We start from the raw sequence: 22,286 nt of genomic DNA, 5'->3' as shown, positions 1-22,286 counted from the left end.
CCTGACCGGCATTTTTACTTGCTCCGACATCACATTTTCTTTTATAGTAAATTTCTGCTTTTCTGTTTTTGGGCGAATTAAAACTCATATTCGAGTGATTTATAACGTATAGATTGCATTCTCACATTTTTTGGAGACAACACAAGTCCTTTCAGGGATTGGATTACACAGAAAAAAGAATAAAGCCGATATCCCAGATGCGGCTTCGGAGCGTGTTTAAGATGCGGATGAGCATCTTAAATACAGCGACTACAGAGCAGATGGGATATCGGCTTTATTCTTTTTTCGTCTATTCAACCCATCAAATCACAAGTTACATTTTTATGAAGATTTTATGAAGCTTTTGCAAAAGGCTATCTAAATCTCTTTTGGTATGTTATGATGTATATATATTGGAGGAGATTCATGTAAATTGAAACGAAAGCGAGAAGGAGCGATTTATATATGAATATATCATTTTATCTGATTCCTAAAAGTGAAGTAACATACATACATCAGGAAGATACCGTAGCACAGGCATTACGCCTCATTCATAAGCATGGGTATCAGGCGGTTCCGGTTATTGATAAAGAAGGACATTATGTCGGAACGATTTCGGAAGGAGATTTTCTCTGGAATCTGATCGAAGAGTATCACATGGATATGGAAGTGATGAGAAAGTCTCATGTGGAGTCTATGCGTCTTCGCTGGGATTATAAAGCAGTAAGTATTGATGCAGATATCGCACAGTTAGATAAGCACATTCTTAATCAGAACTTTGTTCCGGTTGTGGACGGGCGTAACGTATTTATCGGGATCATTACGAGAAAAGAGATTATTAAGGAATTATTGAAGCAGAAGAACAGTAATGTGATTCAGAAGAGTCCACTGGTAGAACAGCGTGCGGACAGTGCGCAGCAGGCAGGACAGGCTTTTCATTAATACACAGAATTATTTCGAGAATGTTTTGGTGTTCTCAAAATAATTGCATATAATCATATAATTAAGTAATAAGGAGATTTTTACATGGCAGATTTACCACAGTCTTTTCTTGATTCTATGAAGGAGATTTTAGAAGAAGATTATGAAGCGTTTCTTGCCGGATTTGACGGACAGAGACAGTATGGTCTGCGGGTGAATACTTTAAAGATGAACTTGGAGGAATTCGAAAGAATTGCTCCTTTTCATTTGAAAAAGGTTCCGTGGATTTCAAATGGATATTTTTATGAGGCAGAAGATGTACCGGCAAAGCACCCATTTTACAGTGCCGGACTTTATTATTTACAGGAACCGAGTGCGATGACTCCGGCATCAAGACTTAAGGTGCAGCCGGGCGAGCGGGTTCTTGATCTGTGTGCGGCACCGGGAGGGAAGGCAACGGAACTTGGAGCAGCCTTACAGGGAGAAGGCCTTCTGGTGGCAAATGATATTAATACAGCAAGAGCGAGAGCACTACTTCGTAATCTTGAGCTATTTGGTATTTCTAATAGCTTTGTGACGAATGAGCCACCGCATGTGCTTGCGGAGAGATTCCCGGAATTTTTTCACAAGATTATGGTGGATGCGCCTTGTTCTGGTGAAGGAATGTTTCGAAAGAATCCGGCGGTTGTGGATTCCTGGCAGGAAAAAGGACCGGAATATTTTTCAAAACTGCAGCGGGAAATCATTGTACAGGCGGCAGATATGCTGCTTCCAGGCGGCATGATGTTTTATTCTACCTGTACATTTTCACCATTGGAAAATGAAAAGACGATCACACATCTTTTAAAGGAACGCCCGGATATGGAAGTTATTCCGATGGAAGATTATGAAGGCTTTGCAGAAGGACTGACCTCCTACAGAGGAGAAGTTTTCGATGAAAGCTGTAAGCTTTGCCGCAGAATCTGGCCACATAAGATGTCCGGAGAGGGGCATTTTATGGCACTTCTTCATAAAAAGAACGGTACACAGCAGCAAGTACAACAGACAGTCTCGCAAAGTTCTATCTGGTGGGAAAAGTGCAAAGGCTTAAATAAAGAACAAAAAGCAGCCGCAGAAGACTTTTTCTCCCATGTAAATATCGCATATGATGAGAAGCGAATCGATGTGCGAGGAGATAATCTGTACTATCTTCCAGCACCAAAATACGATGGACGAGGATTACATTTCCTTAGAAATGGACTCTTCATGGGCGAATTTAAAAAGAAAAGATTTGAACCATCTCAGCCATTTGCCCTGGCACTCCACGCACAGGACTTTGATCAGGTACTTGACTTCCCGGCAGACGATGAACGCCTGTCACGTTATCTTCGCGGAGAAACCCTCGATGTAAGCGACTTGATCGCCGGCGAAAAGAAACGAAAAGGCTGGCAGCTAGTCATGGTGGCAGGACATCCATTAGGATTTGGAAAACTCGTAAACAATAATCTGAAAAATAAATATCCTGCGGGATGGAGAAAGAATAATTAACTATTTCATTTGTTTGGAAAAAACAGACGAAAAAAGAAACCATACCATATCCCATCTGCTCTGTAGTCGCTGTGCTTAAGATGCTCATCCGCATCTTAAACCCGCTCCGAAGCCGCATCTGGGATATGGTATGGTTTCTTTTTTCTGTGTTTTGGCTCCAGAAGGAAGGAATGTAATAGTCTTTGGAGAGAGAAGGGGAGAAATCAGAAGCCTCCTGCTTGCTCGAAAGGTATACCGTCCAGAAGATTAGGAGCTTTCTTTAACTTATTATCATTGACAGCATCGCGAAGACAGTATCAGAATAAGCTACGACCTTCTGTCCCCTTCCCCATCTCCCTCCCAAAGACTATTGAACATATTTCTTCTGGAGCCAACAAGCAGAAAATAAATTCTACTAAGAAAATTAAGTAAAAAAGATAGAGAATTTAAGATAATTAAGCATTATTTTTTTCCGTACAATCTGACTGTCACAATATAATAAAATTTCACCCGGACAGCTAAAAAAGTTAAGTTAAAACTGACATTGACTTACTGGTTAAAAAGTGCAAAAATAAATGCATGAAAAGCAAGGGCGCTGAAACATAATCGTTTTGGCGTCCATTTTTTATTTTATAGAAATTTATAAAATAAAAACACTTCGCGAGTGAAAAAGCATTTTCTTGAAAAAGCAGGAAAGACCTGCAAAAAAAAGTTAGGAGTGAAAAGTATGGATATGAGTGTTTGGTACCTTTTAGGTGCAGTATTAGTATTTTTTATGCAGTGTGGTTTTGCGATGGTGGAAACAGGATTCACCAGAGCGAAAAATGCCGGAAATATCATTATGAAGAATCTGATGGACTTCTGTATTGGAACGGTCGTATTCTTCGTTCTTGGTTACGGGATTATGAACAGTGAAAATTATTTCTTTGGACTGATCGGAAGACCGGAATATCAGATGTTCACAGACTTCGCAAACTTTGACTGGTCCAATTTCTTCTTCCAGTTAGTATTTTGTGCAACAGCCGCAACAATCGTTTCCGGAGCAATGGCAGAAAGAACAAAGTTCTCTACATATTGTATTTATTCCGCAGTTATCAGTGCAATCGTATACCCAATTGAAGCTGGATGGGTATGGAACAGTGCAGGATGGCTCGCAAAATTAGGCTATGTTGATTTTGCAGGTTCTTCTGTAATTCATATGGTTGGTGGTATTGCTTCTGTTATCGGTGCCGCAATGCTTGGACCTCGTATTGGTAAATATACAAAAGGAAAAGATGGAAAAGTTGTTGTAAATGCATTTCCGGGACATTCCCTTACACTTGGTGCACTTGGATGCTTTATCTTATGGTTTGCATGGTATGGATTCAACGGTGCAGCAGCATCGGATCCTACACAGTTAGCACAGATTCTTGGAACAACAACTATCGCACCGGCAGTAGCAACTTTTGCCTGTATGCTGTTTACATGGATCAGAAATGGAGCACCTGATGTTTCCATGTGTCTGAATGCTTCTTTAGCAGGTCTTGTAGGTATCACAGCCGGCTGTGCGAATGTAGATGCCGTTGGTGCAACAATTATCGGACTTGTTGATGGTATCCTTGTAGTAATAGCTGTAGAATTTATTGACCAGAAATTAAAAATTGATGACCCGGTAGGTGCCGTAGCCGTTCATGGATGTAATGGTCTTTGGGGTACAGTAGCAGTCGGACTTTTCGATTATAACAATGGTGTATTCTATGGTGGCGGATTCCACCAGCTTGGAGTACAGGTACTTGGTGTTGTATGTATCGCAGCATACACAGCAGTCGCAATGACAATCGTATTTACAATTCTTAAACATACAATAGGACTTCGTGTCAGTGCAGAAGAAGAAATCATGGGACTTGATATCGCAGAACATGATCTTGCATCAGCATACGCCGACTTCCTTCCAATTTCCGCAACAACAATGGGCGGTGTAACAACAGAAACAATCGATGTAACCGACTTAAGAGACAAAAAACTCGCTCCAATCATCGGCGGTGCAAAAGAAGCTGGCGGACGTTATACAAAACTTACAATTATGTGTAAAGAAGACCGTTTTGCCATTTTAAAAGATGCCATGAGCCAGATTGGTGTAACCGGTATGACAGTATCCCATGTAATGGGTTGTGGAACACAGAAAGGAAAAACTGGACAGTATCGTGGTGTTAAGATTGATATGAACCTTCTGCCACAGCTTCAGGTAGACATTGTCGTATCTACAGTACCACCGGAATTAGTTGTAGAAGCCGCAAAGAAAGCACTTTACACTGGCGAGTACGGCGATGGTAAGATCTTCCTTTATGATGTAGAAAATGTAGTAAGAATCCGAACAAATGAAACAGGAATCGCAGCCCTTGATAATGATGTAGCTCATTAGATTCGTTGAGAGAAAAACAGACGAAACAGACGAAAAAAGAAATAATGCCATATCCCATCTGCTCTGTAGTCGCTGGATTTAAGATGCTTATCCGCATCTTAAATCCGCTCCGAAGCCGCATCTGGGATATGGCATTATTTCTTTTTTCTGTGTTTTGGCTCCGGAAGGAATGAATATAAAAGCAGTAGACATCTGTCGCCTCATCCTTAATCGCTCCCAAAGACTATTGAATTCATTCACGTGGAGCCAATAAACAGAAAATAAAAAGAACAGACCATTGTAAATGTAATGTGAGAGCAAGTAAAAATGGCGGGCAGGAATATTTTCTGAGTAGCAGTAGCCTTCTGCCGCCTCCCCCTTAATCGCGCCCAAAGACTATTGAATTCATTCCTTCTGGAGCCAACAAACAGAAAATAAAAAAAATAGACCATTGCAAATGTAATGTGAGAGCAAGTAAAAATGGCGGGCAGGAATACTTTCTGAGTAGCAGTAGCCTTCTGCCGCCTCCCCCTTAATCGCGCCCAAAGACTATTACATTCATTCCTTCTGGGGTCAAAACGCAGAAAATAAAAAGAATAGACTATAACAAATGTAATGTAAGAGCAAGTAAAAATGCCGAACAGGCATTTTCTACGCAGTGATATCTTTACATTTGTTATAGTCTATTCTTTTTATTTTCGTTTGTTTTCTCTAATGAATAAAATAGTAAAATAGTGTATACTTTGAGATATCATTTTAAAGGCATTAGAAAGGCAAAAGATAAGATGCGATATTTCGATATTAAAAAGTGGCTATGGTTAGCGGGTGTTCTATATACGTTTCTGCAAGGATATACATTTTATACAAGGAGAGAGGGAGAGGCGGCAGTCGGCTGTGCTTTACTCTGTGCTATTTGTATTTATCAGTTTATTAGACGTTTATGTACCTTGTATTATCTTCATATGACAATGAAAAGAATAGATAAGCTGAGTGGACGGGCATTTGAGCGGTATTTAACTATTCAGTTCCGGCATCTTGGATATCGTGTGAAACTCACAAGTTACAGTCATGATTACGGGGCAGATCTTGTTCTTCGTAAATGGGGAAAAAAGACGGTTGTTCAGGCAAAGCGTTATGAAAGGAATGTTGGGATTGCTGCCGTACAGGAAGTTGTCGGTTCTATTGCGTACTATAAGGCAGATAATGCCATGGTGGTTACAAATAGTAATTTTACGAAAAGTGCCAGAAATCTTGCCCACCGGAATGAAGTGGAATTGTGGGGAAGAAAGGAGATACAAAAAAAGTTCCATATAAAAGAATGATTGAGAAACATATGACAGAAACATACGACAAAAGAATTTCCTATTATACTCATTGTAAAGATATCACAGCGAGAAGAATGCCAGAAAGCATCCTTCTCTTGCTCTCACATTACAATGAGTATAATAGGAAATTCTTTTGTCTGTTTGTTTATTAATTGATGTGATACTAGGGTTAAAAGTTCAGAATACCGTTTGCCTTCAATATCTTGATTGATTCGTAAAATAAAAAAGCCAGCCAATGAAGGCTGGTTTTTTAAAAGAGAGGAAAGTATGAAAAAAATCTATCAAAAATAAGTTGTTGTTTTTGATGGTTTTATGATACCGGAAATTTGTGAACAGTCTGTGAGAAAAAAATGGAGAAAACCTGACGAAAAAGGAACAGTTATCTGTGATGTGGGGAATAAGCTGGTTTTGAAAGGTGTTTGATCTTGTACTTTGGGTTTGTGAAAAGAGTAAATATTCTGAAAATTATAAATAAAACATAATAAAAACTAAAAAGAATCGGATTCAAAGAATAAAATTAGAAAATCAATAAAAAATACAAAAATAGTGTTGACAAAATAAGAACTCTGCATTATAATACAGACATAAACAAAGAACGGACGGCACAGTCCATCATATAGATTTTGAAATTAGAGGTTTTGCTTTTATCATGAAAAAGAGGTGAGAGTGCAAACAGATTAAAATTAATTTCAGAATTTAAATAAGTCAGAAGGAGGTACAGACCACCAAAAACATAATTTTTATTTAGGAAACGATATTATAACAGGAGGTACAGACCACCAGAAAGTTAAGTTAAGATTCAAGAAACGATACTAACCAGGAGGTACGGACCAACAAAAACTTAAGCTAAGACTCGAAACGATACTATAGCAGGAGGTACAGACCACCAAACAGTTAAGTTAAGATTTAAGAAACGATACTAAACCAGGAGGTACGGACCAACAAAAACATAAGTTTTAGAATTTAAGTGAGATTGCAGATTTAAAGATTCGAAGATTGTGAGTGATAATATCAGATAGATAGCACTTTAGGTAGTAGTAGGAAGAAGAATTGAAGAATCTAGGAATCAGCTTAGAATTCAAAGGAATAATCGCCCAAAGTTGAGATGAATCATATGACCGGAGATTTTAAGGAATCAGAAGTAAGTGTATTAAGAATCATAATCCTTTTGTAGAAGATAGAAGGAATGACTGATTACAATACAAACTGTGGATGGTTAGCTTAAAGTTAAAAGGGAAACAGGAGGTATAGTCCGTTGGACATAATTGAAAATTCAAATTACTAGAGAGAGCATCTAGAATAGTAGTCGAGGTGCTCTCTTTTTTGCTGTGCAGAAAAATATAAATATAGTACAATGAATCTTAAGAGATGGACGATACGATTCAGTAAAGGAAGTGACATGAGCGCTGTGATGCAAAAAGTACGACAGAAACAACAAAAACAACGGAAACAAACACAACGAAAACAACAACCACAGGAACAAATACAACAGAAAAAACAAAGGAATTGGAATCAAGTTATTTTTGCGGGGCTGGTTATCGCTGCGCTGCTATGCCGTATTGTAGGGAAGGTAAGCCCTAGATATCTTTTTTGGGGGATTTTACGAACCTTGATATATATTGGATTATATATTGGGTGGGGAATCAGTATTCATAAGCGGGTCGTTCAAAAAGCGGCGAAAAATACACTGATTTTTATATCGGGGTTAATGATTTTCTGGTTTGTTGTACGCAGTATAAAGTATTTTTTTGCGATGGATGTAAATGTAGAGCGTTATTTATGGTACAGCTATTACCTGCCGATGCTGTTTATTCCGCAGGCGGCGGTACAGACAGCAGTTCTGCTTGGGCAGCCGGAAGAGTACATTTTGCCGAAGTGGTTAAAGTTTTTATATGTTCCTACAACGCTCTGTTTTTTATTGGTATTGTCAAATGATTTTCATCAGTGTGTGTTTTCTTTTGCGGCAGGAGAGGTATGGACGGATAAAGGCTACAGCTATGCGTGGGGATATTATACTGTGCTGTTGTGGGAAGTTGTCTGCGCGGTGGCTGCGTTTGCTTTAATGGTTTATAAGTGCCGGCTGTCTCAGAGAAAGAAGTATTTGCCGGTGATTGGAATCGGTATTTCTATTCTTTATGCGATTATTTATGCAAGCGGTGCAGAGTGGATGCAGGTTATTGGTGGAGATATTACAGCGGCGTTATGCCTGCTGTTTGTATGTATATTTGAGAGCTGTATTTACTGTGGGCTGATTCAGACGAATACGGGGTATGAAGAACTATTTGAAGTATGTACGATGGGAGCGCAGATTACGGATCGAAATTATCGTGTCCGGTATACTTCTGCTAATGCAATGGAGCTTTCGAAAGCGGTGATGAGGGAAGCGGAGAAGGGAGAAGTTGTTGTTGATAAGAAGACGCTGATCCAAAACAGACCGATTCAGGGTGGACATATTTTATGGCAGGAAGATATTGAATATATTATTATGCTGCTTGAAAGAATGGAAGAGAACAGGAAAACAATAGAGGAGAGTAATTGTCTGGAACAGGAGAATTATCAGACAAAGGCAAAGATTAATATGCTACGGGAAAAGAATCGTTTATATGATAAGTTACAGACGCAGACTGCCGGACAGATCGGGCTGTTAAATGAGCTGCTTAGCCGATACGAAGTGGAGGAAGATCTGGTAAAGAGCCGCAGGCTGCTTGCGAAGATCAGTGTGATCGGAACATACATAAAAAGATATGGAAATTTGATTTTTATTGGAGAAAGAGCAGAGATATCCGATGTTGCGGAACTTGGAGCCTGTCTGGAAGAGTCTTTTAGCAGTTTGAAGTTAATGGGGATAGAATGTGCCCTGACTGCTCCTGCGGGCGAGCGCATTTATGTGCGGGATGCGGTTCGTATTTATAGCTTTTTTGAATCAATAGTAGAAGCCAGCGTGGATTCTATTCAGTTTATGTGGGTGAAGATTCGTCCTTGTGGAGAAGAACTGATTGTTTGTATGGAAGTAGAAAGTGAAGCGAATCTGAGCTCATTTTTTGACAAGACAGAGAAAGGCGAGTGTGAAGAAGGTGTATGGAAATTTACATTTACTGTGAAAAAGGCAGGTGAAAAGTAATGCAGACATTCTATCTTTCATATAAGGTAATGCAGACGCTGTTAATGACAGCGGTGCTGCTCAGTTTGATCGTTACCTTATTTTTGCTTCTTATGTTTCATGATATGCGGATAGATAAAAAGAAGTGGCATTGGAATATTCTTGCATTTTTATTCTTGTTTTTCCTGTTGAATCATCTGGCGTATTCATTTGGGCAGATAGATAAGGGAGGAAACTATTATGAAGTGTTGCCTGTTCCAATCTGGGTAATCTGGTGCATTGTCGGCATTATTGATTTTTTACTTATCTGGGAAGGTATCCGGCTGAGAAGGATAACAAAGGAGCAAGTGGGACGGAATTCGATCCAAGAAGCGATGAATCTCCTTCCGATAGGCATTTGCTATTTTAATTCCAATGGTGCAGTGAAGCTTGCCAATACACAGATGTATCGGCTTTTCCGGGTTCTTGCGCATAAAGATTTGCAGAAACTCAGCGAATTGCGGGATGCTCTTTATACGAGTACGCAAAATGGTGTGACCAGACTCACGGATAAAAAAGAGATGTACCTTTTTCCTGATGGAAAGGCGTGGGATTACCAGGAAAATGAAGTAAAAGATAGCGATGGAAATGTGTATACAGAAGCTGTTTTTATGGATATTACAAAGCAATATCATGAAAAAATAAATTTGACAAAGCAGACGGAAAAGTTAAAAAAAATCTCAAAAGAACTCCGCTATCTTTCGGACAATGTACTGATCTTGACAAGGGAAAGAGAAGTGCTTGCCGCGAAGACAAAGCTGCATGATCAGATGGGAGCGGGACTGACGGCTATCCGGCAGAGCTTAATGCAGGAGAGTGCAGATTACAGCGATGCGGTCAGATTACTCCGTCAGGCGGTAAATGCAATCTGGAACGATAATCAGTACCCATTGGATGAAGGAGAATTTGAAAGATTTCTGCAGGATGCGAAAACGCTTGGCGTAAAGATAGAGTGCCTTGGTTCTTTGCCAAAGAACGAAGAGTACGCCAATATATATATACTTGCTATGAGAGAGTGCCTGACGAATGGCGTCTGTCACGCCGGTGCGACCGAACTTTCTATCGCAATGCAGGAAAATAAAGACTTTTATCGTATTCGTATTACAAATAATGGGGTGGCGCCGGAAAAAGAAGTTGTTCCCAAAGGAGGACTATATAACCTTTCCCGGCATATATTTGATTATAGTGGGGAAATGCATATACAATCCATGCCGTATTTTGCATTGACAATAACATTTCAAAAGGAGAGGGAGAGTAAGGAGGAAGAATGAAAAAGGTATTGATCGTAGAGGATCAGAGGATGCCTCGAGAAAATATGGAAAGAATACTTTTAGATAGTGGGAAATACGCACTTTCCGCCAGTGTAAATGGAGCAGATGTTGCGCTTGCTGTATGCAGACGGGAGAAAATCGACCTAATTTTGATGGACGTATGTACAGCCGGGAATAAAGATGGTATAGAAGCAGCGGCAGAAATTAAAGCAGAATTTCCGGATATAAAAATAATTATCGTCACTTCCATGGTTGAAGTCGGCTATTTAAAAAGAGCAAAGGAAGCGAAAGTTGACAGCTTCTGGTATAAAGATATCAGCCCGGAGAACCTCATTGATGTCATAGAACAAACAATGGCAGGAGAACACATTTTCCCGGATAAAACACCGAGTGTAAAGCTGGGGCTTGCGGACAGTTCAGAACTTACCGCCAAAGAAATCGAGGTGCTGCGCTTCGTCTGCGAAGGACTGGAATATAGTGAAATCGCCGAACGAATGCATATATCCCAGAGAACAGTAAAGTTTCATGTATCCAATATTTTAGCCAAAACCGGCTATGCCAATAAAACACGACTTGCAATCGCAGTCACCAATAAAAACTTTATCATTCCAAGCAGTCCAGAAAAAAATCCCCCTTCTTTGTGAAGAAAACCTGTACTTAGGGACAGGGTGAAAAATGAGCATATTTGTTATAATTTTCTTAGAAAAACTTAATGGTTTAAAAACGACACTCCCGCAACTTCGTTGGAGAATAAACAGGAGGGATCATTATGAAAAAAGAGAGAACGAAACGAATATGTAACTATTTCATGAAGGGATTATTGTTATGTGCTTTGGTGTTTGGGTTCTGGTTTATGGCAGATGCCGGGGTGAATGCTAGTGAAAATAATATTAACATTGACAGAACCGGTAATGTAGAAATAGTCTCTTTATCACGAAAGGATGATGATGAGAAAAATTATTTGAATGTAACGAATTCTATAGGAAAAGCAATCAAAGTAACTTTTGAGGATACCACTCCTTCTACTGCCTCCAAAAAAGGAGAAATATGGGTAGGTAATCATCGTTATCAATGGGGTAAGAGCGTACGGAATTTTATTTATATGTATCCTGGACAGACTATAAAGAGAGCTTGTAAAGTCGAGTTTGGTGTGTATGATCGTAGAGCTGAAACGAGCATTACTGTTAAAGCAGAAGTTTTACCGAAAGCACAATATATAAAAACGAAAGGGCAGTCTTTTGCTCCTGCAAAATCCAAAGCATTAAAAATTCTATTATCCGGTATGCAGTACAGTCTTTATGATGGTATTACCTATGGTATAGAAAGTATGGATAAAAATGGTATCAGTGCAGATGTTAAACCAGGGGAAGATGAACGTTGGTATAAGTTTGATGTTAAGGATAGAGCAGTAATTAATCCGATATTTGAGCTAGCTGAGAAAGAAAGAAAGATGCAGCCTTTTTCATCAAAGTCAAACATTTATCAAAATATATAATTCTCGTGATGAACTGGTATACAAAGAAGCCGCTACACAATATAAAGGCGAGAACATATGGAATATAGGTTCAAAAACTTTAACAAGTGGCACTTATTATGTAAAGATAGTTAATAACAGACAGGCTTATCATCCAGCAACATTTATGTTTAATTTAAACGGTCATGATTGGATCCCTGCGAATGGAATTACCTGTTCATCAAGTGAGATTCAGCTTTCCGACATAGGGAAGAAAAAGGTGATCGCACAGACCGTACCAGCGAATTCCGATGATAAGATTGTTTCAGTATATGACCATCTTACCGGAAAGACATGGGACTGGTATAATTCAAATACAGTTGATTATGATGGAATTCCATCTACTGCTACTGCACCAGGCAGACATGCATGGATCACCTTTAAGACAACAAACGGAAAGACATTTACAACTTACGTGATCAGTCCGGCAGAGAAATTGAAAAAGCCACGTGTGGCTACCGGTTATAATTCAGCAAAGTTCTGGGTGGATTATCCAAATAAGCTGCAGACTTCTGTAAGGATTCAGGTTTTAAAGAAGGGTAAATGGACGACAGCAAAGACGTTAGGATACTTCTCTTGTGGTAACAGTAATCCGGTGACGATCAAAGGATTAAAACCTCTGACGAATTACAAGTTCCGCGTACAGGCTTATGCAAATGGTATGATAGGAACGCCATCCGATATCGTAACGATGAAGACTGGTTCTAAGAAGAAACCGGCTATCAAGTCCATCAAAATCGTACAGAGGAAAAAGGTAACGGTTAAGGGCTGGTGGCGCAAGCACTGGATTGGTGGACGCATTTCACGTTATGAATGGGTACCACCGTATACCTATACGAAGTATAAAGTAAAAGTAACCTTAAAGAAAAAAGTACCGAAAATTGGCGGTATGTGGGTTGCTGGTAACTGGGTAAAAGGAAGTAAAAAGAGTTATACCGTATGGGTTCCTAACGGAGCACAGAAAGGGAAAAAGCTGACGATCAGAATCAGTACAGCATTAGGTAAAGGATATGGTAATGGTCCGGAAGTGAAAAAAGTAATAAGAGCAAAGTAACTTTTTTTGGAACTGCCTTTTCCATTCCCCTACCAAAAGGAAAAGGCGGATAAAGTAACTTTCCCTATAAAAGGGGCGAGGGGCTGTTGCAAAAACAGCCCCTAACCCTATGTCAGGAATCTATATTTAGAGATAGAAAATCGCATGTGAAAATTTATGAAGATGCGTGGCCCTATGTATAAAAGCGCAGATGTCTTGCGTTTTGCTATGCCACTTTCGAACGTTTTATAAAAACGCCATTCGCGCCTAAACTCGCTAAAGCTCAAACAAGGCGCTCGGTGGCGGATTCGTTCTCAAGTGTCATAACGCAAAACCTGCAAAGCATCTGCTTCTTTTATATCATAGGTACCGCGCATCTTCATAAATTTTTGCATGCGATTATCTGTATCTTATGAGAATTCCTGCCAATGATGCCACACCCAATGCCGGGGGCTGTTTTTGCATTTGTAGGTTGAGTATACCATTAGAAAATCGCATATAAATTTATGAATAAATGTGGATCTATGTATGAAAGCGCAGATATCTTGTGTTTTGCTATGCCACACCCAATGCCGGGGGCTGTTTTTTTGCATTTTTTGCTATGTATGGCATATTTTTTTCTTGGAAAATATGATATAATTTAAAAATGTGACACATAACGCTTATGATACCAGATTGTTACATGCTTTGCGCTCTTGCAAGCAAGCTTGCATCGGCTTTCTGACTTTTTGACTCTGGTATCCTATAACTGGACTATGAATAAAGGGGTGAATAGAGGATGACACTTGCAGATTTTCTTATAATGGCAGCAGTCATTGTTGCAGCGTGTCTTGTATACAATTTTGTTAAGGCATATACTAAGAAAAAGTAGGAATAAACAAGGCAAATAAGAGGGAAAGAGAGAAAAATATCATGAAAAAGAACATGAAAAGAATGATGGGCTGGATTTTTACAGCGGTATTGATCTGCTGTATCGGATTTACAACAAAGGGCGTGACTGCAGACGCAGCGATTGTTTCCGGTGGTAAGAAGAATTACAGCTATAGCGAATTGCAGAAAGATTTACAGCAGCTTAAGAAAAAGTATAAGAATCATTGCCAGGTGAATGTGATCGGAAAGAGTGAAGATAAGAGAAATCTTTATGAAGTTGTAATCGGTAATCCTGATGCAAAGAAGCATCTTCTTGTTATGGGGAACCTTCATGCAAGAGAGCATATGACAGTACAGCTTTGTATGAAGCAGATTGAATATTATTTAAGTAATTACAATAAAAAGATAAGCGGCAAGAAGGTTTCTGCTACATTGAATAAAGTGGCAATTCACTATGTACCATCCTGTAATCCGGACGGAACAGCGATTAGCCAGCGTGGATTTAATGCAATCCGTAGTAAAAAGCTTCGTTCAGCTCTTAGAAAGATGGGAGGCAGCTCCAGCAGATGGAAAGCGAATGCAAGAGGTGTAGACTTAAACCGTAACTGGAACGTAGCATTTAAAACATCCGGAAGAAAAGGAAGTTCAGGATACTGTGGACCAAAGGCAGAAAGCGAGAGCGAGACAAGAGCATTAGTAAACTGGTCAAATAGAATTCAGAAACAGGGCAAGATTGTCGGTATTGTAAGCTACCACTCCACAGGCTCCATTATTTACGGTAAGTCAACCAGCCGCGCACCAAAAGCAGTAAGAAATGCAACGACAAGAATGTACCAGACTGCAAAAAGCCTTACAGGTTACCAGCTTGTACAGCATGAAAGCTACGCACTTCCACATGGATACTCCAGAACATATTATCTTTATAAGAAAAAGATTCCATTCATTACAGTAGAAGTAGGAAGAGGAGCAGCACCATTAGGCGGAGGCGAATTCGGCTCCATCTGGGCAAAAAATAAAAACGTCGTAATCAGAGAAGCACAGCTGTTTCAGTAAAGATAACAGCTAAAAAACAGGAGAAAGCGTATAAGAGAGTTCTTATTAAAAGGCAAAAGCCAACAGCCAAAAAACAGGAAAGAGAGCAAATCTTAATATAGAAAAAGCGCATTAGAGCAAAAAAAGATGGCATCCAAGCCATCTTTTTTTGTGAAACTAAGCTTTTTCTATATTAAGATTTGCTCTCTTTCCGTCTCTTTGTCCCTTAATAACTCTTATACGGTTTCTCCATCAACTTCACTGTTTCATAAAGCAGCATTGTTGCGGCTCCGGTTCCGCCCTTAGAGTAAATCTCTTTGTCTTCGTCTGATTCAGATGTTCCGGCGATATCAAGATGTACCCAAGGTTTCTTTTCTACGAATTCGCCTAAGAATCTTGCGGCAGCGGTTGCACCACACTTCTTACCGCAGTTTGCGATATCAGCTACGGTGGATGCGTTTAAGTTATCATATTCTTCATCACCCATAGGGAGTCTCCAGATATTCTCTCCTGCAAGGATGGATGCCTGAACGATCTTAGCCATGAGTTCATCGCTGTTACTGAATGCGCCGGTGTAGCGGTCACCGAGGGCAACAACGCATGCGCCGGTTAAGGTTGCTACATCAATTAATGTTGTAGCGCCACATTCGCGGATCGCGTAAGTGATGGCATCGATAAGAGCCATACGGCCTTCTGCATCTGTATTAACAACTTCGATGTACTTACCGTTCATAGACTTAACGATATCACCCGGCTTCATAGACTTGCCGGAAATCATATTCTCGCAGGCGGGGATGACAGCCGTTACGTTAATGCCGAGCTTCGCTTCTGCGATTGCGCCCATTGCAGCGATTACTGCGGCTGCGCCGCCCATGTCACCATGCATGCCTTTCATGGCAGTGCCAGGCTTTAAGTTATATCCGCCGGAGTCAAAGCAGAGTCCTTTACCGATTAAAGCAATCTTTTCATCATCGGTAACACGTCCGTTATATTCCATAACGATGAACTTCGCAGACTGTTTTGAACCGCGGGCAACAGCAAGGTAAGAATTCATACCGAGTGCTTCGCAGTCCTGCTTCTCAAGGATGGTGCACTTGATATTGTTCTTTTCGCAGATTTCTTTTGCTTTAGCGGCAAGAGCAGCCGGTGTCATAACGTTCGCTGGTTCATTCACCAGATCACGAGCGGTTGTAACAGCCTTCGCCATCATTCTTGTGTACTGCTCTTCTTTCTTAAAGGATGCAGAATCAATTCCTGTCAGGATTCCAAGATGAAGTTCAGAGGCTTCTGGCTTGTCAGAAATATACTTATCGAAGGAATAGTCTGCAAGGAGAAGTCCCTTCATAGCGGAACTTAACCAGTAGGAAACATCCTCACCGATCGCAGTCATAAGAAGGTTCTTACCATGGAAACGCTTCGCTTCCTTCATAGCCTGACCAAACTGTAACTGAAATCTTCTTGGAGTTGCCTTCTCAGGGATACCGATAAAGATTAGATTATAGTAAGGCTGGCCCTGATAGGAGAAGTCCTTTCCTCGAAGTCCGTATACCTTGCTTCCGCCAACAAGACCGTCAGCCTGAAGACTTTCAAAAATTTCGCTGACCTTTCCAAGTTCGATACTCAGGCGGTTTTTATGATTATACGTAACGAGCAATGTATCAAATTCGTAGTCCTCCAGATCTACGAGACGTTGTATTTGCATAAATGATACGCTCCTTTCTAAAAAATTTTTAAATGATAAATTATAATAGCAGTAAATATTTATCCTGTAGAAAAATCCGGCAAAATCGAAATGAGGTATTCCAAATGCCGCAATGAAAACTACATTCTAAATAAGTACCAGTCGCACTAAAACAGGGGAAAAGTGCATACTAACCCCTTATATAAATAAAGTTATTTATAGTATAGCACAGTCAAATATTTTAAAACAGAAAAAACTTGTACATATTACATAAAATTTTGGTGCTAAGGTACAGTGTTTTTGCGTAAACTACTTATAAGCAGGGTAAAATATTGTCAGAATAGATTTCGGACAGTGCAATACATCACGTTAATTTGACAAAGTATCTCTTTTTCAGTATAATAATTAACATAGATAACTAACATTGTTAATTAAGAAAGAGATGGTGATAGAATGAATGAATATTCAATGATGACACAGGAACTGCAGGATCTGGCCGCGCTTTCTATGGAACATGGGCAGATTCCTTCAGGTCTGTATGACCAGTACCATGTGTTACGTGGCCTTCGTGATGTGAATGGTAAGGGTGTGCTGGCAGGACTTACGGATATCTCCACCATCACCTCTTCCAAAGAAGTTGATGGAAAGATGGTTCCCTGCGATGGAGAGCTGCGATACCGCGGTTACGATATCCACGATCTTGTAGACGGTTTTGTAGCAGAGCAGAGATTTGGTTATGAAGAAGTCGCGTATCTCCTTATTTTTGGACGTTTGCCAGAAGAGGAAGAACTGAAAGAATTTCAGAAGCTTCTTGGAAGTTATCGTACATTACCAACGAACTTTGTACGTGACGTTATTATGAAGGCACCGGGTAAGGACATGATGAACACTTTACAAAGAGGCGTACTCACTTTATACGGATACGATGACATGGCAGATAATATTTCCATACCGAACGTACTCCGTCAGTGCCTCCAGCTTACAAGTACCGTACCGCTGCTCGCAGTTTATGGCTATCAGGCATATAACCACTATGTAGAAGGTAAGAGCTTTTATATTCATTCACCGAAACCGGAACTATCTACCGCAGAGAATATCTTGCGTATGCTGCGTCCGAATAAGAAGTATACACCATTAGAGGCGAGAGTTTTAGATGTCGCACTCGTACTTCATATGGACCATGGCGGTGGTAATAACTCCACATTTACAAACCACGTAGTAACATCATCAGGAACCGACACGTACTCAGCGATGGCAGCATCCCTAGGCTCTCTTAAGGGACCGAAACATGGAGGAGCTAACATCAAGGTTGTACATATGTTTGACGAGATGAAGCAGACAGTAAAAGACTGGGAAGACGAAGACGAGATCAAGAACTATCTTCTGAAGCTCCTTAATAAAGAAGCATTTGACCATAGTGGTTTAATCTATGGAATGGGACATGCCGTATATTCTATCTCTGATCCAAGAGCAAGAATCTTTAAGGGATTCCTTGATAAACTTGCAAGAGAGAAAGGATACGATGAAGAATTTGAATTCTACAACAGAGTAGAAAGACTTGCCGTAGAGACCATTCAGGAAAAGCGCCGCATTTACAAAGGCGTAAGCGCCAACATTGACTTTTACAGCGGCTTAATGTATCGTATCTTAGGACTGCCGGATCAGCTGTTTACCCCGATGTTCGCCGTTGCCCGTATGGTCGGCTGGAGCGCACACCGCTTAGAAGAGCTGATGAACTGCGACAAGATCATCCGTCCGGCATACCAGAGCATAGCCATGGATAAAGAATACGTTCCGATGAAGGACAGGATCGTTATAGCAAAGTAAATGGTTGTATTTCAGTATATGAAAAAAATATAAGTGTTTTTTGGAGGAAATATGGAAACGAAAGACACAGGCAGTTCTGACTGGCCAGAAGACGAACCTCAGACAGAACAGAAGGTGACTTTAGAAGATTATCAACAGTTAATCATTCAGATGAGAAGGGCGAATGTTCAGTTTCAACAGCTGTGTAACATCCCGTCAGGCGAGCTGACGATGTTACTTACTCTGCGGCGGCTTCTGCTAGTCAAAACATTTGTCATTCCATCCGATATCGGAGATGCGCTGAAGCTGTCAAGACCAGCCGTATCCCGAATGCTTCATAACCTGGAACGGAAAGGGTATCTGGAAATGAAAAGCAGTGAAGAAGATCACCGCTACGTAAAAGTACAGTTTACCCAGGCAGGGAAGAAGCTTATTACCGAAGAGCTGGAGAAGTGTGGAACGCTCTTAGAGAGGGTCAAAGAGCGTATGGGGGAAAAGGATATGAATCACTTCCTTTACTACTATAGCGAATTCTGCAGCATTCTGATAGATGAGATATTTTAAGAAACAAACGAAACAAACAAAACAGACGAAAACAGGAAATCCATTGTTAGTCTCTGCTCTGTATCACTGCAGTCAATATGCTCAATCGCATCTTGACTTTGCTCTAAAGCCGCAGAGACTAGCAATGGATTTCCTGTTTTCTGGTTAGTTTCGGCCATTGGTGATATTCGTTTGCCTAATGGAGCAGCAATTACTCGTTAGTCCTCCTGAAAGCGAAAAAACGTCGTGACAGATTAAAATATCTGCTTTCTGTTGAAAATTAAAGAGGAGCCGGATTTGCTCCGACTCATCCCAATATGTGTCCGCAAATAAAAGGCTGGATTTCGGATTGCTCGAAAGAAAAATAAAGAAGGAATGGTTTCTCCTTTGAATTTTGTGACTTTGCGCTATGGAATTTTGACTCTAAAAACTTCGGACTCGTTTTTCCGAAGTTTTTGCTTTTTGAGGCAAAATGAAATGTTTAGCGCAACGGAACAAAATCAAATGAGAAACCATTCCTTCTTTTTCTATTATCTTCGAGGCAATCCGAACAGAAGAATTCTTGTTTTGTCTTTGCGATGATTCTTTCTAAAATTCTTCGAGTTTCTTTAAAAGTGCCATCTCGCCTGAGACTTTATATTTTGCGCAGAAGCGGCACAGTGCGAACAGGGTGTCTCCTAACTTTTCGGAAAGTTCTTCATCGCTGCTGAACTTCTTTTCAGGGTCTTCGCCGGCGGTGCCGAGCTGCAGATTGATGACGGAAGTGAGAAGATCTTTGAATACATCTTCATCGTTGGTGGAAAGTACACCGGCAGAGGCAGCCTTTTTCGCTACCTTTTCACCGCGGATAAGGGCAGGGAAGCTTTCAGGGATAAGGGCGATGTCCTCTTTTAAAGAGGTCTGTCTATGACCTTCTTCCTGTGCCTTTAACTTCTCCCAGTCAGCCTGCTGTTGTTCTACGCTATCGTAATGACGGCCGGCAAATACATGTGGATGACGGTGAATCATCTTGCGTGCGATGCCGTCAATCACATCTTCGATGGCAAATTCACCGTTATCTTCGGCAACCTGTGACTGTAAAAGCACCTGGAAAAGAAGGTCGCCAAGTTCTTCTTTTAAGTTGGTGCAGTCTCCGGTCTTAGTCAGGTTAGATACAGCCTGATTCACTTCGTAGGCTTCTTCTAACGTGTATAATTTAAGCGATTCGTGTGTCTGTGACTTATCCCATGGGCAGCCATTCTCTCCACGAAGTGTTGCCACGATTGCCTGTAATTCCTGAAAATTAAACTTTTTATCCATAGTATGCCCCTCCTCCGGGCAAAATAGGCAATTCTTAAATATGCAAAAGAATAGAAAAGTCTATTGTAAAAATATGTTATTTGCTATATTATATCAATAAGTCACGAAAAAATCTACATTAACTATGTAAAAAGAAAGAAGGAAGGATTGATGAACAACTTTGGACGGACGGTACTGGCATTGGGGCTGGGTACAGTCATGACATTTACGAATCCGGAGTGCTTTTTTCAGGCAGAGTCAGAGCCGACGATGGTTTATGCGGCAGAGAAAGCCGCCGTACAGGGCAGGAAGCTGACGGTGCAGAGTAGATCTAGTATATCTGTAAGAGTATCTGCCGATTGTTTAGGAAAAAGTGAGAGTACGATAGAAGTGACGACAAAGAAGGAAGAAGGTACGAAGGCTTCTTCCGAGAAGAATACCGAAGGCAGCAGCACCAGAAAGGATGAATCGCAGACGAATCATACGACAGAAAGTACGCATACTACGTCGGGAAGCGGTACATCAAGTGGTACGGAAGGAAGTTCAGGATCAGGCAGTCAGACATCCGGGGGAAATTCTACATCAGGTAGTTCTACATCAGAAAGTTCAGGATCAGGAAGCAGTACGTCAGGCAGTTCGGCATCTGAGAATGGTACATCGGGCAGCAGCTCTTCAAACGGTGTTTCGCATCAGACAGAGCAGACCAGCAGTTCGGCATCTGGATCAGATGGACAGGCAGATAGTAATAAGAATACGACACAGGATAAGAATTCTGATCATTTAGAGGATGACCGTACGAATGGGAATACAGATAACACCGCACAGAATAACAAGATTTCTACAAGAAAAGATATGGAGATCAGGACAAAGAGTGCGGTTAAGAACATCAAGGAGGAGATCGCAGAGGAAGATGCACCGGATGGAAGCGATACGGTCAATACATTTATTCCGAAAGTATATAACGATACCCGTCTTTCGATGAAGAATCATAAAGAGTATATAGCCGGTTATATTTATTTTAATCAGGGAGATAGCGCATGGAATCAGAATGGGTACTGTATTGCAAAGGCAGGCTGCGGACCGACTTCCATGGCAGTTGTCATTACATCGCTTACCGGTAAGTGGGTTACTCCGCTTGATACAGCCATCTGGGGATACCAGCATGGATTTTATTCAAGAGAAGGCTCTGCTCATGAGATGATACCGGCGATGGCGGCGGCATATGGGCTTCGCTGTCAGGGAGTAGGAACAGACTATCAGGCGATTAAGAAGGCGCTTAAGGCAGGTAAGCCGGTCGTATGTCTTATGGGACCGGGATATTTTACAAGAGGCGGTCACTTTATGGTTCTCGTTGCGATTGATAACAATGACTGTGTTACGGTTGCCGATGTAGGAAGCAGAACACGTTCCGCTTACAAGTATCGGCTGGCAGATGTTATTGCACAGTCAAAGGGAGCAAGTGCCGGTGGTCCTTTCTGGGTAATGTCTTACGATAAGGGAAGCAGTGCAGCCCGGAGAGAGAAGGCGATTAAGAATTATACGCAGGAAGACATGGAAGAAGACTTTGCAGATGCTTCGTATATGAAGGTGACAGGAGAACTTCCTGAATTATTAAAGAAAGAGAAGAAGGAAGTATCTGTTAAGAAGGTTGTGTCCATTCTTAAGATGTCCACAGGAGGAAGTCTTCTTAATACACTTAGGGTGAATGATACCGGTTCTTCTTTTTCACCGATAAGCCGGAGCAGCCAGCTCGTTTCGATCACAGTGAAGGCAAAAGATACAAAAGGTGCAAAAGGTGTAAAAGAAGCAGGTAATGCGGAAGAATTAAAGAAGTCACAGGATCAGGCACTTACGTTAAAGCAGGATATTGCCCGAAGACAGTGGGAGAAGAAGATTCCTTTATCGAAGCTGGAATGTTATTTAAAAGGAACAATAGAAAAGAATGCATTTACTAAATAAAGTTAGTACAGGAGCTTGAAAATCATAAGAGAAAGAAACCGATAAGAGTT

15 protein-coding genes are annotated in these 22,286 nt (G+C 40.7%); 13 read left to right on the top strand and 2 right to left on the bottom strand.

The features are described from left to right. The first annotated feature begins 444 nt into the window (after window positions 1–444). The 10 genes from EHLA_RS15005 (at window position 445) to EHLA_RS14960 (ending at window position 14,990) form a co-directional block, all read left to right on the top strand. Window positions 445–921 carry a CBS domain-containing protein gene (locus EHLA_RS15005; protein ID WP_096241374.1) on the top strand — a complete coding sequence of 159 codons (477 nt, stop codon included), beginning with the start codon at window positions 445–447 and terminating at the stop codon, window positions 919–921. An 84-nt stretch (window positions 922–1,005) separates the two neighbouring features. Next, window positions 1,006–2,427 carry an RsmF rRNA methyltransferase first C-terminal domain-containing protein gene (locus EHLA_RS15000; RefSeq protein ID WP_096241373.1) on the top strand — a complete coding sequence of 474 codons (1,422 nt, stop codon included), beginning with the start codon at window positions 1,006–1,008 and terminating at the stop codon, window positions 2,425–2,427. Window positions 2,428–3,133: 706 nt separating this feature from the next. Continuing rightward, window positions 3,134–4,807 carry an ammonium transporter gene (locus tag EHLA_RS14995; protein ID WP_096241372.1) on the top strand — a complete coding sequence of 558 codons (1,674 nt, stop codon included), beginning with the start codon at window positions 3,134–3,136 and terminating at the stop codon, window positions 4,805–4,807. Between the two features lie 764 nt (window positions 4,808–5,571). After that, window positions 5,572–6,108: a restriction endonuclease gene (locus tag EHLA_RS14990; protein ID WP_096241371.1), complete on the top strand. Its 537-nt coding sequence runs from the start codon at window positions 5,572–5,574 to the stop codon at window positions 6,106–6,108. A gap of 1,612 nt (window positions 6,109–7,720) precedes the next feature. Beyond that, on the top strand, window positions 7,721–9,232 hold the full coding sequence (locus EHLA_RS14985) for a histidine kinase N-terminal 7TM domain-containing protein (RefSeq protein WP_242970743.1): 1,512 nt from the start codon (window positions 7,721–7,723) through the stop codon (window positions 9,230–9,232). Beyond that, a complete protein-coding gene (locus EHLA_RS14980) occupies window positions 9,232–10,521 on the top strand; it encodes an ATP-binding protein (RefSeq protein ID WP_096241370.1) in 1,290 nt (429 codons plus the stop codon). The genes EHLA_RS14985 and EHLA_RS14980 overlap by 1 nt, the downstream gene beginning before the upstream one ends. Then, complete coding sequence (locus EHLA_RS14975) at window positions 10,518–11,165, top strand: response regulator transcription factor (protein WP_096241369.1); 648 nt, start codon at window positions 10,518–10,520, stop codon at window positions 11,163–11,165. The genes EHLA_RS14980 and EHLA_RS14975 overlap by 4 nt, the downstream gene beginning before the upstream one ends. Window positions 11,166–11,290: 125 nt before the next feature. Next, entirely contained in the window at window positions 11,291–12,016 is a 726-nt protein-coding gene (locus EHLA_RS14970; protein WP_096241368.1) for a hypothetical protein, read from the top strand. Window positions 12,017–12,161: 145 nt separating this feature from the next. Continuing rightward, the gene (locus EHLA_RS14965; RefSeq protein ID WP_096241367.1) at window positions 12,162–13,088 is read left to right on the top strand and encodes a fibronectin type III domain-containing protein; all 927 of its coding nucleotides are present in this window, start codon (window positions 12,162–12,164) and stop codon (window positions 13,086–13,088) included. Between the two features lie 891 nt (window positions 13,089–13,979). Further along, window positions 13,980–14,990 (top strand): M14 family zinc carboxypeptidase, encoded by a 1,011-nt coding sequence (locus tag EHLA_RS14960; RefSeq protein ID WP_096241366.1) that lies wholly within the window; start codon window positions 13,980–13,982, stop codon window positions 14,988–14,990. 205 nt (window positions 14,991–15,195) lie between these two features. Here the strand turns inward: EHLA_RS14960 and EHLA_RS14955 are convergent, their stop codons facing one another. Beyond that, the gene (locus EHLA_RS14955; protein ID WP_096241365.1) at window positions 15,196–16,671 is read right to left on the bottom strand and encodes a leucyl aminopeptidase; all 1,476 of its coding nucleotides are present in this window, start codon (window positions 16,669–16,671) and stop codon (window positions 15,196–15,198) included. A 432-nt stretch (window positions 16,672–17,103) separates the two neighbouring features. On the opposite strand from EHLA_RS14955, the gene EHLA_RS14950 reads away from it, so the two are divergent. After that, the gene (locus EHLA_RS14950) at window positions 17,104–18,477 is read left to right on the top strand and encodes a citrate/2-methylcitrate synthase (protein ID WP_021906775.1); all 1,374 of its coding nucleotides are present in this window, start codon (window positions 17,104–17,106) and stop codon (window positions 18,475–18,477) included. A gap of 51 nt (window positions 18,478–18,528) precedes the next feature. After that, window positions 18,529–19,020, top strand: a complete 492-nt coding sequence (locus tag EHLA_RS14945) for a MarR family winged helix-turn-helix transcriptional regulator (protein ID WP_096241364.1) — start codon at window positions 18,529–18,531, stop codon at window positions 19,018–19,020. Window positions 19,021–19,587: 567 nt separating this feature from the next. Here the strand turns inward: EHLA_RS14945 and EHLA_RS14940 are convergent. Continuing rightward, window positions 19,588–20,298 (bottom strand): MazG family protein, encoded by a 711-nt coding sequence (locus EHLA_RS14940; protein WP_096241363.1) that lies wholly within the window; start codon window positions 20,296–20,298, stop codon window positions 19,588–19,590. Window positions 20,299–20,448: 150 nt separating this feature from the next. Between EHLA_RS14940 and EHLA_RS14935 the strand changes: the two genes are divergently transcribed. Further along, window positions 20,449–22,236, top strand: coding sequence for a C39 family peptidase (locus tag EHLA_RS14935; RefSeq protein WP_096241362.1), 1,788 nt, complete (start codon window positions 20,449–20,451; stop codon window positions 22,234–22,236). Window positions 22,237–22,286 lie beyond the last annotated feature (50 nt).

The organism is Anaerobutyricum hallii (assembly GCF_900209925.1).
GTDB lineage: Bacteria > Bacillota > Clostridia > Lachnospirales > Lachnospiraceae > Anaerobutyricum > Anaerobutyricum soehngenii.
Note: the sequence above shows the minus strand (reverse complement) of the source record. Positions and strands in the feature narration are given on the sequence as shown.

Excerpts from the sequence above, each read along its gene's own strand:
- EHLA_RS14965 (WP_096241367.1), top strand. The coding sequence starts at position 12,162 with ATGTTTAATTTAAACGGTCATGATTGGATCCCTGCGAATGGAATTACC.
- EHLA_RS14990 (WP_096241371.1), top strand. The coding sequence starts at position 5,572 with ATGCGATATTTCGATATTAAAAAGTGGCTATGGTTAGCGGGTGTTCTA.
- EHLA_RS14945 (WP_096241364.1), top strand. The coding sequence starts at position 18,529 with ATGGAAACGAAAGACACAGGCAGTTCTGACTGGCCAGAAGACGAACCT.
- EHLA_RS14950 (WP_021906775.1), top strand. The coding sequence starts at position 17,104 with ATGAATGAATATTCAATGATGACACAGGAACTGCAGGATCTGGCCGCG.
- EHLA_RS14975 (WP_096241369.1), top strand. The coding sequence starts at position 10,518 with ATGAAAAAGGTATTGATCGTAGAGGATCAGAGGATGCCTCGAGAAAAT.
- EHLA_RS14955 (WP_096241365.1), bottom strand. The coding sequence starts at position 16,671 with ATGCAAATACAACGTCTCGTAGATCTGGAGGACTACGAATTTGATACA.
- EHLA_RS15000 (WP_096241373.1), top strand. The coding sequence starts at position 1,006 with ATGGCAGATTTACCACAGTCTTTTCTTGATTCTATGAAGGAGATTTTA.
- EHLA_RS14935 (WP_096241362.1), top strand. The coding sequence starts at position 20,449 with ATGAACAACTTTGGACGGACGGTACTGGCATTGGGGCTGGGTACAGTC.
- EHLA_RS14940 (WP_096241363.1), bottom strand. The coding sequence starts at position 20,298 with ATGGATAAAAAGTTTAATTTTCAGGAATTACAGGCAATCGTGGCAACA.
- EHLA_RS14995 (WP_096241372.1), top strand. The coding sequence starts at position 3,134 with ATGGATATGAGTGTTTGGTACCTTTTAGGTGCAGTATTAGTATTTTTT.
- EHLA_RS15005 (WP_096241374.1), top strand. The coding sequence starts at position 445 with ATGAATATATCATTTTATCTGATTCCTAAAAGTGAAGTAACATACATA.
- EHLA_RS14970 (WP_096241368.1), top strand. The coding sequence starts at position 11,291 with ATGAAAAAAGAGAGAACGAAACGAATATGTAACTATTTCATGAAGGGA.
- EHLA_RS14960 (WP_096241366.1), top strand. The coding sequence starts at position 13,980 with ATGAAAAAGAACATGAAAAGAATGATGGGCTGGATTTTTACAGCGGTA.
- EHLA_RS14980 (WP_096241370.1), top strand. The coding sequence starts at position 9,232 with ATGCAGACATTCTATCTTTCATATAAGGTAATGCAGACGCTGTTAATG.